13 protein-coding genes are annotated in these 13,529 nt (G+C 71.8%); 10 read left to right on the plus strand and 3 right to left on the minus strand.

Annotated elements, in window-relative coordinates; genetic code table 11:
• Position 1 precedes the first annotated feature (1 nt).
• The 6 genes from ACFFXY_RS08085 to ACFFXY_RS08110 are packed head-to-tail and all read left to right on the plus strand — an operon-like array spanning position 2 to position 7,380.
• A complete protein-coding gene (locus ACFFXY_RS08085; protein WP_382348142.1) occupies positions 2-1,522 on the plus strand; it encodes an extracellular solute-binding protein in 1,521 nt (506 codons plus the stop codon).
• A gap of 60 nt (positions 1,523-1,582) precedes the next feature.
• A complete protein-coding gene (locus ACFFXY_RS08090; RefSeq protein ID WP_382348145.1) occupies positions 1,583-2,545 on the plus strand; it encodes an ABC transporter permease in 963 nt (320 codons plus the stop codon).
• Positions 2,545-3,426, plus strand: a complete 882-nt coding sequence (locus ACFFXY_RS08095) for a carbohydrate ABC transporter permease (protein ID WP_382348148.1) — start codon at positions 2,545-2,547, stop codon at positions 3,424-3,426. Before ACFFXY_RS08090 ends, ACFFXY_RS08095 begins: the two co-directional genes overlap by 1 nt.
• Entirely contained in the window at positions 3,426-4,127 is a 702-nt protein-coding gene (locus ACFFXY_RS08100) for a rhamnogalacturonan acetylesterase (protein WP_382348150.1), read from the plus strand. Before ACFFXY_RS08095 ends, ACFFXY_RS08100 begins: the two co-directional genes overlap by 1 nt.
• Positions 4,109-4,777: a DUF1961 family protein gene (locus tag ACFFXY_RS08105; RefSeq protein ID WP_382348153.1), complete on the plus strand. Its 669-nt coding sequence runs from the start codon at positions 4,109-4,111 to the stop codon at positions 4,775-4,777. The genes ACFFXY_RS08100 and ACFFXY_RS08105 overlap by 19 nt, the downstream gene beginning before the upstream one ends.
• Positions 4,774-7,380, plus strand: coding sequence for an exo-rhamnogalacturonan lyase family protein (locus ACFFXY_RS08110; RefSeq protein ID WP_382348156.1), 2,607 nt, complete (start codon positions 4,774-4,776; stop codon positions 7,378-7,380). Before ACFFXY_RS08105 ends, ACFFXY_RS08110 begins: the two co-directional genes overlap by 4 nt.
• Positions 7,381-7,433: 53 nt before the next feature.
• On the opposite strand, the gene ACFFXY_RS08115 is transcribed toward ACFFXY_RS08110, so the two are convergent.
• On the minus strand, positions 7,434-7,907 hold the full coding sequence (locus ACFFXY_RS08115; protein WP_382348159.1) for an Hsp20/alpha crystallin family protein: 474 nt from the start codon (positions 7,905-7,907) through the stop codon (positions 7,434-7,436).
• 172 nt (positions 7,908-8,079) lie between these two features.
• Positions 8,080-8,322, minus strand: a complete 243-nt coding sequence (gene cas5 / locus ACFFXY_RS08120) for a CRISPR-associated protein Cas5 (RefSeq protein WP_382350581.1) — start codon at positions 8,320-8,322, stop codon at positions 8,080-8,082.
• Here cas5 and ACFFXY_RS08125 point away from each other — a divergent pair.
• From ACFFXY_RS08125 to ACFFXY_RS08140, 4 genes are all read left to right on the plus strand, one after another.
• Complete coding sequence (locus tag ACFFXY_RS08125; protein ID WP_417398522.1) at positions 8,240-10,129, plus strand: TPM domain-containing protein; 1,890 nt, start codon at positions 8,240-8,242, stop codon at positions 10,127-10,129. The two genes, cas5 and ACFFXY_RS08125, sit on opposite strands and share 83 nt — an antisense overlap.
• 52 nt (positions 10,130-10,181) lie before the next feature.
• Positions 10,182-10,895: a PspA/IM30 family protein gene (locus tag ACFFXY_RS08130; protein ID WP_382348162.1), complete on the plus strand. Its 714-nt coding sequence runs from the start codon at positions 10,182-10,184 to the stop codon at positions 10,893-10,895.
• 100 nt (positions 10,896-10,995) lie between these two features.
• Positions 10,996-11,982 (plus strand): phosphotransferase family protein, encoded by a 987-nt coding sequence (locus ACFFXY_RS08135; protein ID WP_382348165.1) that lies wholly within the window; start codon positions 10,996-10,998, stop codon positions 11,980-11,982.
• Positions 11,982-12,959, plus strand: a complete 978-nt coding sequence (locus ACFFXY_RS08140; protein WP_382348168.1) for a phosphotransferase family protein — start codon at positions 11,982-11,984, stop codon at positions 12,957-12,959. Before ACFFXY_RS08135 ends, ACFFXY_RS08140 begins: the two co-directional genes overlap by 1 nt.
• Here ACFFXY_RS08140 and ACFFXY_RS08145 read toward each other — a convergent pair.
• A complete protein-coding gene (locus ACFFXY_RS08145) occupies positions 12,956-13,429 on the minus strand; it encodes a DUF4188 domain-containing protein (protein WP_382348171.1) in 474 nt (157 codons plus the stop codon). The two genes, ACFFXY_RS08140 and ACFFXY_RS08145, sit on opposite strands and share 4 nt — an antisense overlap.
• Positions 13,430-13,529 lie beyond the last annotated feature (100 nt).

Below are 13,529 nucleotides of genomic sequence, written 5' to 3' on the forward strand. Positions count from 1 at the left end.
CATGTTGAAAAGAAAGCGCATGCCGATCGCGCTGCTCGCCGTCGCGGGCCTCGCGCTCACCGCGTGCTCGGACGGCGGCGACGGCGGTGAACCGCTGGAGTCGCTGACCATCATGGCCCCGTTCTTCTCCGCGGTCCCGCCCGAGGAGGACGACCCGGTCGACCAGGCGCTCAGCGAGCTCGCCGGGCTCGACCTCAGCGTCCAGTGGGTGCCGAACACCGACTACGGCAGCAAGACCAACACCGTCCTCGCGGGCGACGACATCCCCGACGTCATGGTCATCCAGGGCAAGGACCAGTCGTTCGTCCAGACCGCCGAGGCGGGCGGGTTCTGGGACCTCACCGAGTACCTCGCCTCCGGCGACTACCCGAACCTCGTCACCGAGAACCCGCAGGTGCAGGAGGCCTCCAGCGTGAACGGGAAGGTCTACGGCGTCTACCGCGCCCGCGACGTGGTGCGCACCAGCGTCATCCTCCGCCAGGACTGGCTCGACAACCTCGGGCTCGCCCAGCCCGAGACCACCGCCGACCTCTACGAGATCGCCCGCGCCTTCACCGAGGACGACCCCGACGGCAACGGCGAGGACGACACCTACGGGATCATCAACCCCGCCTGGGGCGGCATCGGCAACGGCAGCCCCTACGACGCCATCGAGACCTGGTACGGCTCGGGCAACCTGTGGCGCGAGGAGGGCGGCGAACTCGTCCCCGCGTTCACCACCGACGAGTGGCTCCAGGCCCTCCAGTACGAGCGCGACCTCGTCGCCAACGGCTACGTCAACGCCGACTACGCCACGATGGACCCCGCCACCTGGAACGAGCCGTTCCTCAACGGCAAGGGCGGCATCATCATCGACGTCCAGTCGCGCGCGACCCAGCTCGCGGGCCTGTTCAAGGAGCAGGACCCGGAGAACTACGACCAGTACGTCGCGCTCGTCGGCCAGCTCGACGGACCCAACGGGACCTACGCGCTGCCCACCTCCGGGTACTCCGGCTTCCTCGCCGTCCCCCGCGCCGGCGTCCAGACCGAGGACCAGCTCAAGCAGGTCCTCTCGGCCCTCAACGAGCTCAACACCACCGAGGCCCAGAACCTCATGAACCACGGCATCGAGGGCGACAACTACACGGTCGTCGACGGCGAGGCCGTGTTCGACGCCGCGAAGCAGGACTTCACCGACCAGGTCACCGGGGCCTGGGCGCAGCTCGGCATGAACGTCGCGGGGTACGACGCCTACCCGATCCAGGAGGAGACCGAGTACGACCAGGCCCTCTACCAGCGGCGCCTCGACCTCCAGGCCGAAGACCTCGCGAACGCGGTGTTCAACCCGGCCGCCGGGTTCGTGTCGCCGACCTACACCACCAGCGGCGCGCAGCTCGACACGATCATCGCCGACGCCCGCATCCAGTACATCGCGGGCCAGATCGACGACGCCGGACTCCAGGCGGCCGTCGACACGTGGCGCTCCAGCGGCGGCGACGACGTCGTGCAGGAGATCAACGACCTGTACGCCGACCTGAACTGACCGCCCGTGCGGGGCCGGTCCGCCCGGCCCCGCACCCCCCGAACCCCCAAGGAGACTGCGATGACGACCGCCCTCGCGGCCGACCGCGAACCGCCCCTCGTGCGCGGCCCCGGCCGCCTGCGGCGCCTGCGCCGCGACACGGTCCGCTACCGCTGGCTGTTCCTGCTCATGCTCCCCGGCCTGCTCTACTTCGCGCTGTTCCGCTTCTGGCCCATGTACGGGGCGCGGATCGCGTTCAAGAACTACATCCCCTTCCTCGGCATCGACGGCAGCGAGTGGGTCGGCTTCGCCCACTTCCAGGCGTTCCTGTCGAACCCGGACTTCCCGCGGCTGCTCGTCAACACCTTGGTGATCGCCGCGCTCAGCCTCCTCGTCGCGTTCCCGCTCACGATCGTGCTCGCGCTGCTGCTCAACGAGCTGCGGCTCCACATCCTCAAGCGCACCGTGCAGACCCTCGTCTACATCCCGCACTTCCTGTCGTGGACCGTCGTCGTCTCGATCACCGCGCTCCTGTTCGCGATCGACACCGGCCCCTTGTGGACGTTCTTCGCGGGCCTGCTCGGGACCGACGCGAACATGCTCGCCGACCCCGACTGGTTCCGGCCGCTCGTGCTCATGCAGATGGTCTGGAAGGACACCGGCTGGGGCACGATCATCTTCCTCGCCGCGCTCGCGGGTGTCGACCAGGAGCAGTACGAGGCCGCCGTCATCGACGGCGCGGGCCGCTGGCAGCGCGTCCGCCACATCACGATCCCCTCGATCCTGCCGACGATCACGGTCCTGCTCATCCTCCACACCGGGCAGATCCTCAACACCGGCTTCGAGCAGATCTACCTGATGTCCAACTCGCTCAACCGGACCGTGGCCGACGTGTTCGACACGTACGTCTACTTCGCGGGCATCGAGCAGGGCGCCTACAGCTACTCCACGGCCGTGGGCCTGTTCAAGGCCATCGTCGGCCTGGTGCTCATCTTCGGCACCAACTGGCTCGCCAAGCGCTTCAACCAGCAGGGGATCTTCTGATGTCCACGACGCACCAGCGGTTCAACACCCGGGCCGGACGCGCCTTCGACGTCCTCAACGTCGTCCTGCTCACCGGCGTCGGCCTGCTCGCGATCCTGCCGTTCCTGTACGTGCTCGCCGGGTCCTTCGCGACCGAGCTGGAGATCACGACCCGGCCGTTCTTCGTGTGGCCGAACGAGTTCACCACCGCCTCGTACGCGTCGATCCTGTCCTCCGACGTGTTCGTGCGCGCCTTCGCGACCACCGTCGCCGTCACCTTCGTCGGCACCCTCGTGCAGCTCGCCCTGACCGCGCTCATGGCGTACCCGCTCGCCAAGGCCGACCTCCCCGGGCGGCGCACGATCCTCGCCCTGGTCGTGTTCACGATGGTCTTCAGCGCCGGGATGATCCCGACGTTCCTGGTCGTCAAGGACCTCGGCCTGCTCGACACCTACTGGGCGCTCATCCTGCCGCTGGCGATCAACCCGTTCAGCCTCATCATCATCAAGAACTTCTTCCAGCAGCTCCCGCCCGAGCTCGAAGAGTCCGCGAAGATCGACGGCGCCAACGAGCTCCAGGTCCTGCGGCACGTCATCCTCCCGCTGTCCAAGCCGGTCCTGGCCACGTTCGCGCTGTTCTACGCCGTGGGCATCTGGAACGACTACCTCTCCCCGCTGCTGTACCTGAGCGACACGAGCAAGTGGACGCTCCAGATGATCCTGCGGCAGGTCACGGCCGCGGCGTCCCTCTCGGCCGACGAGATGGCGACCGACGTGCCGCCCCCCGCGCAGGGGATCAAGTTCGCGGTCGTGATCATCGCGACCATTCCCGTGCTCCTGGCGTACCCGTTCCTCCAGAAGCACTTCGCCAAAGGCATGCTCATAGGAAGTGTGAAGGGCTGATGACGATCCACCTCGCCGGCGACTCCACCGTCGCCCCCACCGACGCGGGCGCCACCTCCGGCCGCCCCGACCTGCCGCTCCTGGGCTGGGGCGACGAGCTCCAGGCGTTCACCGCCGAACCGGTCCGCAACCACGCCAAAGGCGGCGCGACCACCCGGTCCTTCCGCGAGGAGGGCCGCTGGGACGCCCTCGCCGCCGACCTGCGGCCCGGCGACACCGTCGTGATCCAGTTCGGGCACAACGACCAGAAGGAGCCCGAGACCCTCGCCGCCGACGGCGGCTACCGCGAGCGCCTCGCCGCCTTCGTCGCCGAGACCCGCGCCGCCGGGGCCCGCCCCGTCCTCGCCACCAGCGTCGAGCGCCGCATGTTCCGCGACGGGGCCCTGCGCCGCTCGCACGGCCCCTATCCGGCCGCGGTGCGCGCCCTCGGCAAGGAGCTCGACGTCCCGGTCATCGACCTCACCCCGTTCACGCGCTGGCTCTACACCTGGCTCGGCGAGGACGAGTCGGCCGCGCTGTTCGTCCACGGCGCGGCCGCCGACCTGCACGTGGAGGTCGACGAGAAGCTCAGGAACGACAACACCCACTACACGACCGCCGGCGCCGCCGCGGTCGCCCGGTTCGTCGCCGAGCACCTGCACGCCCTCGACGGCGTCGGCGACGACGAGGAGCCGCTGGGGCAGTGGCTGGTCCGGCCGTGACCTACCGCAACCCGCTCGCGGGCCCGGCCGACCTGGACGGCTGGATCGCCGAGGGCCCCGCCGGGACCGCGCACGCCGACGGCGGCCTGGTGCTCTCCAGCACCGCCGACGAAGCGGCCCTCCACGAGTCCGGGCGCGGCGACCACGCCCACTTCACCCTCTGGTGCCCCGAGGTCTTCCCCGCCGACGTCGCGATCGAATGGGACTTCAGACCCCTCGCGGGCGAAGGACTCGCCATGCTGTTCTTCGCCGCGGCCGGCACCGGCGGCCGCGACCTGTTCGACCCCGCGCTGGAGGCGCGCACCGGCTTCTACCCGCAGTACCACTCGGGCGACGTCCAGACCCTCCACGTGTCCTACCTGCGCCGCAAGTGGCCGACCGAGCGCCGCTTCCGCACCTGCAACCTCCGCAAGAGCCCCGGCTTCCACCTCGTCGCGCAAGGCGCCGACCCGCTGCCGGGTCCCGAGGACGCCGACGGCCACTACCGCGTCCGCGTCGCCAAACGCGGCCCGGAGGTGTCGTTCGCGATCGACGGCCTGACGCTCCTCACCTTCCACGACCCCGAACCGCTCGGCGCGGGCCGCATCGGCTTCCGGCAGATGGCCCCGCTCGTCTCCCACTACCGCGACCTTGAGGTGACCGCACTGTGACCACTGTGGATATACCCCTGCGCTGGCTCGACGACGCCGCGCCCGACCTCGCGCTCGCGGGGGCCTCCTGCGGCGTCCCGCTCGCCCCCGGCGCCGTCGCCGACCCCGCCGAACTGTCCGTAGTGGACGACTCGGGGACGCCGGTCCCCGCCCAGGCGTGGCGGCTCGCTGCCTGGCCCGACGGCAGCGTCAAATGGGCGGGGATCGCGCTCGGCGCGGGCGAGCCCGCGGACGGCTACCGGGTGGTGCGCGGCCCAGGGCCCGCACCGGCCGTGCAGGTCACCGTGACCGAGACTCCCGACGCCGTCGAAGTGGACACCGGCGCGGCCCGCATCACGCTGTCCCGCAAAGGGACCGACCTCGTCCGCGCCGTCCGCGTCGGCGACGCCGTAGTGGCCGCCTCCGGCCGCCTCGTCTCCAGCCGTCAGGACCGCCCCGAGCCCGACGTCCCCGGCCGCACGCACGCCGCCGGGCACGTCACCGGCTGCGAGGTCGAGCAGCACGGGCCGCTGCGCGCGGTCGTGCGCGTCACCGGCGTCCACCGCGAGGACTCGGGCCGCGAATGGCTCCCGTTCACCGTGCGGCTCGTGTTCGCCGCGGGGGCCGCGACGTTCCGGATCGTCCACTCCTTCACCTGGGACGGCGACCCCGAACGGGACTTCCTCTCCTCGCTCGGCCTGCGGTTCACCGTGCCGCTGCGCGCCGCCCTCCACGACCGCCACGTGCGCCTCGCGGGCGCCGACGGCGGCTTCCTGCGCGAGGCCGTGCGCGGCCTCACCGGCCTGCGCCGCGACCCCGGCGCGGAGGTCCGCGCCGCGCAGCTCGACGGCCGCCCCGCCCCCGACCCGTCCACGTGGGACCACGACGTGGCCCGCCTGTCGCGCTGGATCCCCGCCTGGCCCGACTACACGCTCCGCCAGCCGAACGCCAACGGCTACACGATCCGCAAGCGCACCGCCGCCGACCGGCCCTGGATCGACGCCGCCCAGGGCACCCGCGCCGACGGGCTCGCCTACGTCGGCGACCCCGGCGGCGGACTCGCCCTGGGCCTGACCGGGTTCTGGCAGTCCCACCCCACCGGCCTCGACGTCCGCGCCGCCGACACCGAGGCCGCGACGCTCACCCTCTGGCTCTGGTCGCCCGACGCCGAACCCATGGACCTGCGCTTCTACCACGACGGCCTCGGCCAGGACACCTACGCCGACCAGCTCGACGCCCTGGAGATCACCTACGAGGACTACGAGCCCGGCTTCGGCACCGCCCACGGCATCGCCCGCACCCACGAGCTCACCGTGACCCCGTACGCCGCCACGCCCCCCGTCGCCGACCTCGCCCGCCTCGCCCGCGGCACCGTCCTGCGCCCCCAGCTCGCGGCCGCACCCGAAGCCCTCCAAGGCGTCCTCGGCGACTGGGACCTGCCCGACCGCACCGACCCGGCGCGCGCCGCCCTCGAAGACCGCCTCGACTTCCTCCTCGACTTCTACGTCGGGCAGGTCGAGCAGCGCTCCTGGTACGGGTTCTGGAACTTCGGCGACGTCATGCACGCCTACGACGCCGACCGCCACACCTGGCGCTACGACGTCGGCGGCTACGCCTGGGACAACTCCGAGCTCTCCCCGGACCTGTGGCTGTGGACCTCGTTCCTGCGCACCGGCCGCGCCGACGTCTTCCGCCTCGCCGAGCGCATGACCCGCCACACCGGCGACGTCGACGTCTACCACGCTGGCCCCTGGCGGGGCCTCGGCACGCGCCACAACGTGCAGCACTGGGGGTGCAGCGCCAAGCAGGTCCGCATCTCCACTCCCGCGTACCGCCGCGTCCACTACCTCCTCACCGGCGACGAGCACACCCGCGACCGCATGCTGGAGCAGCGCGACTCCGACGCCACGTTCCTCGCGCTCGACCCGACGCGCAAAGTGCGCGCCGACGCCGCGACCTACCGCCCCGAGCGCGGCGCGCTCGCCGTCGGCCTCGGCACCGACTGGAGCGCCCTCGCAGCGACCTGGCTGGCGGACTGGGAGACCACCGGGAACGAACGGTCCCGCGACCGCCTCGTCGGCACGATGCGCGACATCGGCGCCCTCCCCAAGGGCTTCTTCACCGGCGAGGCCCTGTACGACCTCGACGCGGGCCGCTTCGACACCGCCCGCGACCGCGTCTCGGTCTCGCACCTCTCCGCCGTGTTCGGCCTCGTCGAGGTGTGCAGCGAACTGGTGTCCCTCATCGACGCCGGGCAGATCGACGCCCCCGGGTTCAAGGACGCCTGGCTCCAGTACTGCCGCCTCTACCTCGCCGACCCCGAGGCCCAGCGCGCCGAGCTCGGCACCGCGCCCTCCGGCATCCACCTGGAGCAGGCCCACTCGCGCCTCACCGCGTACGCGGCGCACCGCCTCGGGGACGACGCGCTCGCCGACCGGGCCTGGCGCGCCTACTTCGCGGGCGGGGAGTTCATGGGGGAGGACGCGTTCCGCACCGTCCCGATCCTCCCGCCCGAGGTCCTGGCCCCGGTGGACGAGGCCCGCACCCTCTCCACCAACGACGCCGCCCAGTGCGGGCTCGCGACGATCCAGAACCTCGCCCTCATCGGGCACCGCCTGCGCTGAAGCGGACACGCGGAAGGCCCCGGATCGCTCCGGGGCCTTCCGCTGTACTCGTACTACTCGGTCTCGGCGTCCTTCGCCTCGGCCTCGATCTCGACGGGCGCGCCCGTGACGGGGATGCGCTGCGCCGTCGGGGCGGGCTTGACCGCTCCGGCGACGCGCACCGTCAGGATGCCGTCGGCGACCTCCGCGGCGAGCTGCTCGGCGGCGACGCCCTCGGGGAGGGTGAACTCGCGGCGGAACGAACCGGCCGACAGGCCGCGCACCAGGTACCGGTCGCCCTCGGCGGACTCGCGGGCCTTGCGCTCGGCGGTGATGGACAGGCGGCGGCCTTCGAGCTCGACCGTGACGTCCTCGGCGCTGACGCCGGGGACCGCGGCGCGGACGACCAGGTCCTCGCCCTCGGTGTAGACGTCGGCGCGCAGGGAGTACTGCACGGCGCCGCGGCCGAAGCCCAGGCGCACGAGACGCTCGAACTCGCGGTCGAACTGACGGAACGCCGCATAGGGGTGCTGGTAGCGAACGATCATGATGGTCTCCTTAGCCCTCTGCGTTAGCACTCTCGGGTGTTGAGTGCTAACGACCTATACGACGCCCGCGCCCCGCCGAATATTTCAGCCGTGACCGGCGTCACCGGGCTCGCGGGGTCCATCCGGGACCCGAGGAGTTCTCCAAAAGCGCCCGACCTGCGACGACGCGCTCCTAGACTGACTTCGTTTCCGACCGAACGGGGGTGCGGTCCGCGATGACCCGCATGGGAAGCCGCACGGCTGCGGCCCTGACCGCCGCGGCGCTGGCCGCCGCCGTCCTCCTCGGACCCGCGGCCGCCGCGCCCGCCGCCCCGATCACCCTCTCGGGCCCGATCACCGACCAGGTCGGCGCGCTCGGCGACCGCACCGGCGACGTCCAGGACGCCATCGACGACCTCGCCTCCTCCACCGGCATCGGCCTCTACGTCGCCTACATCGACAGCTTCGACTCCTACTCCCCGCAGACCTGGGCCGACACCAGCGCCGTCGACTCCGGGCTCGGCTCCGACGACCTCCTCCTCGCCGTCGCCACCGGCGACCGCCGCTACACCTGGTCCGTCGACTCGGCGTTCCCGCTCTCGGACTCCCAGCTCAACGAGGTCGCCTCCACCCTCATCGCCCCGCAGCTCGAAGACGGGGACTGGGCGCAGGCCGCCATCGACGCCGCCGCCGGGTACGAGGCCGCCGCCAAGGGCGACAGCGTCTCCGGAGCCGGGTCCTCGGGCGCCAACGTCGTCGGCGTCGTCCTGTGCCTCCTCGTCGTCGCCGCGCTCGTCATCGGCGCCGTCGTCTGGATGCGCCGCCGCCGCAAGACCGCCCCCGGCGCCGCGGGCAAGGGCGGCACACCCGTCGACCAGCGCTCCACCGAGGACCTCAACAGCGAGGCCAACCGGCTCCTGGTCGAGACCGACGACGCCATCCGCACCAGCGAGCAGGAGCTCGGCTTCGCCGTCGCCGAGTTCGGCGACGAGGCCACCGGCGGCTTCACGACCACCCTCCAGGGCGCGAAGGAGCAGCTGTCCCAGTCGTTCCGCACCCGTCAGCTCCTCGACGACGACAAGCCCGAGACCGAGGACGAGCGCCGCCGGATGCTCGCCGACATCATCGACCGGCTCACCAAGGCCAACCACGACCTCGACGCCGTCGCCGGGGACTTCGACGACCTGCGCGACCTCGGCCGCCGCGCCCCCGAGGCCATCAGTGCGCTCAAGGACCGCGCCGGGCGCATCGACCTCGACGCGGCCCGGACCGCGCTGGCCGCCATGGGGACCGCCTACCCCGCGACCGCCGCTGCCACCGTCCGCGAGTTCCCCGACAACGCCGCTGACCGGCTCCGCTTCGCGCAGGAGCAGCTCGCCGAGGCGGAGGCCGCGGTCGCCGCCGACGACGGCGGGAAGGCCGCGGTCCTCGTCCGCGCCGCCGAGGAGGCGGTGGGCCAGGCCGAGCAGATGGCCCAGGCCGTGGTCCGCCGCGGCACCGAGCTCGACACGGCCGCGGCCCAGCTCCCCGGCGTCCTCGCCGAAGCCGAGCAGGACGCCGCCGACGCCGAGCGCCTCGCCGGAACCCAAGGGGGCCAGGCGGTCGCCGCGAAGGCCGCGAACCTGCGGGCCGTCATCGCGGAGGTCGAGGCCCAGACCGGGCCGCTCGACCCGCTCGCGGCCACCGGCCGCGTCGAACAGGCCTCCCTGGACTTGGAGAACGAGGTCCGGACCCTCCAGGGGGCCGTGCAGAACGCGCAGAAGGCCCGCGCGCAGCTCCAGCAGATGCTCCTGAGCGCGCAGAGCACCGCCGCGGCCGTCGAGGACTACGTGACGACCAACCGCGGCGCCGTCGGCCCCGAGGCCCGCACCCGCCTCAACGAGGCCAAGCAGCAGCTCGCCCAGGCCCGCGCGCTCGCCGACACCGACCCGGTGCAGGCCCTCGCCCTCGCCCAGCGGGCCGACCAGCTCGCGAACGCCGCCGCGCAGCTCGCACAGCAGGACGTCCAGGGCTACCTCGCCCCGTCCAACCCGAACAAGGGGTCGAACCCCATGGGCGGCAACGCGGGCGCGATGCTCGGCGGCATCCTCCTGGGCCAGATCCTCGGCGGGGGCGGCGGACGCGGCGGCGGCTTCAGCGGGGGCGGATTCGGAGGCGGGGGCGGCGGCGGCCACCGCCGCGGACCCGGGTCGTTCGGCGGATCGGGCACCCGCGGGAGGCGAGGGGGTGGGGGCCGGTTCTGACTTCCGGGCCGCAGGCCCGTCTTCCGCAAGCACTGTGAACCAAGGAGTGGACATGTCGAAGAAGCAGTCGATCTTCGGGAGGATCTCGCAGCTCGTCAAGGCGAACATCAACGACGCCATCGACAACGCCGAGGACCCCGCCAAGATGCTCGCCCAGATCGAGCGCGACTACAAGAACAGCATCGTGGACGCCGAGAACGCCATCGCCGAGACCATCGGGAACCTGCGCCTGATGGAGGAGGACTACGCCGCCGACCAGAAGGCCGCCGACGAGTGGGGCGTCAAGGCCAAGAACGCCAGCCAGAAGGCCGACCAGCTGCGCGCGGACGGGAACACCGCCGAGGCCGACAAGTTCGACAACCTCGCGAAGGTCGCCCTCGGCAAGCAGATCGCCGTCGAGAAGGAGATGTCCGACGAGGCGCCGATCATCAAGAGCCAGCAGGAGGTCGTGGACAAACTCAAGACCGGCCTGGGCCAGATGAAGGACAAGCTCGCAGAGCTCCAGGCCAAGCGCACCAGTCTCTCGGCCCGCGCCAAGACCGCCGAAGCGCAGAAGAAGGTCAACGAGGCCATCGGCTCCATCGACGTCATGGACCCGCTCAGCGAGGTCAGCCGCTTCGAGGACAAGGTCCGCCGCGAGGAGGCCAAGGTCCGCGGCCACCAGGAGCTCGCCATGTCCTCGCTCGACAGCCAGTTCGAGGCCCTCGACAGCGTCAGCGACGACGCCGACGTGGAGGCCCGCCTCGCGGCCCTCAAAGCGGGCTGAGACCCAGCGGCCCGACGGCCCCGGAGCGCGGTGCTCCGGGGCCGTTCGGCGCCCTGGGAACCGTGTTGCGCCGCCGGCCCGCCGCGGCCAGAATGGCGTGATGTCTGAAGTCGCCATCCGCCCCCGCCTCGACCGCGCCGACGTCGAGCGGATCGTCCGCGACGCGCTCGGCGCCGACCTCGAATTCACCGGCCACGAGGAGTTCAAGGACGGGTTCTTCAACGCCGCCCACGCCCTCGACCTGGCCGACGGCCGCCGCCTCGTCGTCAAGGTCGCCCCCGACAAGGGCCTGAAGCTCCTCAGCTACGAGGTGGACCTCATGGCCACCGAGATCGAGTGCTTCGAGCGGGGCCTCGCCGCAGGCGCCCCCATGCCGCGCGTGTGGCACGCCGACACCGACGCCGGGGTCCTCGTCATCGACCGCCTCGAAGGCGTCCCGCTCTTCAAGGCCCGCAACGAGATCCCCACCGACCGGCTCCTGACCCTCCGCAGGGAGATCGGCGCGCAGGCCGCAAAGTTCGCGACGGTCACCGGCGAACGCTTCGGCTACCCGTACCGGGACGGGCGCATGGCCGCCGAGACATGGTCGGAGGCGTTCCTGGCGATGACCGAGGACATCCTCGACGACATCGAGGAGCAGGACACCGCGCTGCCGCGCCCCCTCGCCGCCGTCCGGGCGCTGTTCGCGGCCGAGCGGGACCTCCTCGACGAGGTGGCCCGGCCCGCGCTGGTCCACTTCGACCTGTGGGACGGCAACATCTTCGTGAAGCGAGACGGCGACGACTGGTCCTTCGAGGCGTTCATCGACGGCGAGCGCGCGTTCTACGGCGACCCGCTCGCCGAGCTCGTCTCGCTCCGGATGGTCCCCGAGGAGGAGTTCCCGCAGGTCGTGGACGGCTTCCTGGGCCGCCCCATGACCGAGCGGGAGGAGCGGCGGCTCACGCTCTACCGGATGTACATCATGCTCATCCTGGTCGCCGAGTGCAAAGTCCGCGGATTCGACGCCGAAGTGGAGGCCAACCAGCTCAAGTGGGCCACCGAGACGCTCGAACGGGACTTCACCGCGTTCGGGCTCCAGGGGTCCTGATGGAGGTCGCCGTCCGCCCCCGCCTCGACCGCGCCCGCGTCGAGCGACTCGTCCGCGACGCCCTCGGGCCCGTCGAGTTCACCGCCCACGAGGAGTTCACCGACGGCTACTTCAACGCCGCCCACGCCCTCGACACCGCCGACGGGCGCCGCCTCGTCGTCAAGATCGCCCCCGACAAGGGCCTCAAGCTCCAGCGCTACGAAGCGGACCTCATGGGCGCGGAGATCGACTGCTTCGAGCGGGCCATCGCCGCGGGCGTCCCCATGCCGCGCCTGTGGCACGGCGACCCCGACCGCGGCCTCATGATCATGGACCGCCTCTCCGGGGTCACCCTCCTCAGCGTCCGCGAGACCCTCTCCCGCGAGGAGCTGCACGGCCTGCGCCGCGAGATCGGCGCGCTCAGCGCCCGCTTCAGGGACGCCACCGGCGAGCACTTCGGCTACCGCCGCCCGAGCGGCCGCACCGCCGCCGACACCTGGTCCGCGGCCTTCGCCGCGATGGCCGCCGACGCGGCCGCCGACGTCGCCGACGGCCCCTGGACCCCCGGGCTCCCCCTGCCCCTCGACGCGATCACCGCGAAACTCAACGGGGAGAAGGACCTCCTCGACGAAGTGGACCGGCCCTCCCTCGTCCACTTCGACCTGTGGGACGGGAACGTGTTCGTCGTCCGCGAGGACGGGCGCTGGCGGGTCGAGGCGTTCATCGACGGCGAGCGCGCCTTCTACGGCGACCCGCTCGCCGAGCTCGTGATCCTCAAGTTCAGCCCCGGCGACGAGCTCGCGCCCACCGTGGACGGCTTCCTGGGCCGGGCCATGACCGCGGGGGAGGAGCGGCGCCTGTCGCTGTACCGCGTGTACCTCTCGCTGCTCATCCTCGGCGAGCTGGGCGTGCGCGGCTACGGGCCCGAGGACGCGGCGTTCTTCGCCGACCGCGAGTACCGGTGCCTCGAAAGGGAGTTCGCGGCCCTCGGCTACTAGTGGTGGTGGTGCCCGTGGTCGTCGGGGTCGGTGCGCGCGGCGGCCTTCTCCTTGGTGGCGCGCGCGAGTCCGAAGGGCGGCATGTTGAAGTACGAGGTCTCGTACGCGCCCGCGGGCACCTGGTACAGCTCGTGCCACAGGCCCACGTCGCCGTTGTCCTTCACGGTGCGGTTGAACCACTTCCAGAAGCCGCGGTGCAGGCGCTCCTGCGAGTGCGCGTAGTCCTCCAGGTGGTCGCCGCTGCGCCAGTACTGGACGACCATGACGACGCGGCCGCTGAGCGCGAACCGGGAGTCCAGGAGCCCCAGTTCCGGGTCGGACGCCAGCTCGCGCAGGATCTTGCGGAGCGCGATGAGGACCGGCAGCCACCGGCCGACCTTCCACAGGCGGTTGATCCGCATGCCGCCGGTGAAGACCACGAGGTCCTCGCCGTAGTCGACCACGACGCGTCCGGGCCTGACCTTCGCCACGTGAGGACCTCCAGGGGGTGAGCGGTAGTTAGCCTCCCCTAACAGGTTAACGAAGCGTGTTCGGGACGCGTCAAGCGGTCGCATCCGCGACATGCGCCAC

Origin of the sequence: Glycomyces mayteni (genome assembly GCF_042428885.1) — a bacterium.
Lineage (GTDB): Bacteria > Actinomycetota > Actinomycetes > Mycobacteriales > Micromonosporaceae > Glycomyces > Glycomyces mayteni.